Raw genomic sequence first — 210 nt, 5'->3', positions numbered from 1 at the left:
CTGCCAATTGGAGCTACACCCCTATATCCAGTTTTAATGAGCTGAAACTCAGAATAAGTGGCGGAGTGGACGGGACTCGAACCCGCGACCCCCGGCGTGACAGGCCGGTATTCTAACCAACTGAACTACCACTCCGCAGTGGCATACTTGCTAAGCAAGTGTCCATCTGTTTTTAGACTCGGTCTAAAAACGAAATTAAAGCCTGGCGAT

Annotated in this window: 1 tRNA gene; it reads right to left on the bottom strand. The window is 50.0% G+C overall.

Features of this window, described 5'->3' with window-relative positions:
* Positions 1-58: 58 nt before the first annotated feature.
* Positions 59-135, bottom strand: a tRNA-Asp gene (locus tag ACP45E_RS00210).
* Positions 136-210 lie beyond the last annotated feature (75 nt).

Origin of the sequence: Vibrio genomosp. F10 str. 9ZD137 (genome assembly GCF_049974785.1) — a bacterium.
Lineage (GTDB): Bacteria > Pseudomonadota > Gammaproteobacteria > Enterobacterales > Vibrionaceae > Vibrio.
The sequence above is the reverse complement of the archived record's forward strand: the minus strand, read 5'-3'. Positions and strand labels throughout refer to the sequence as shown.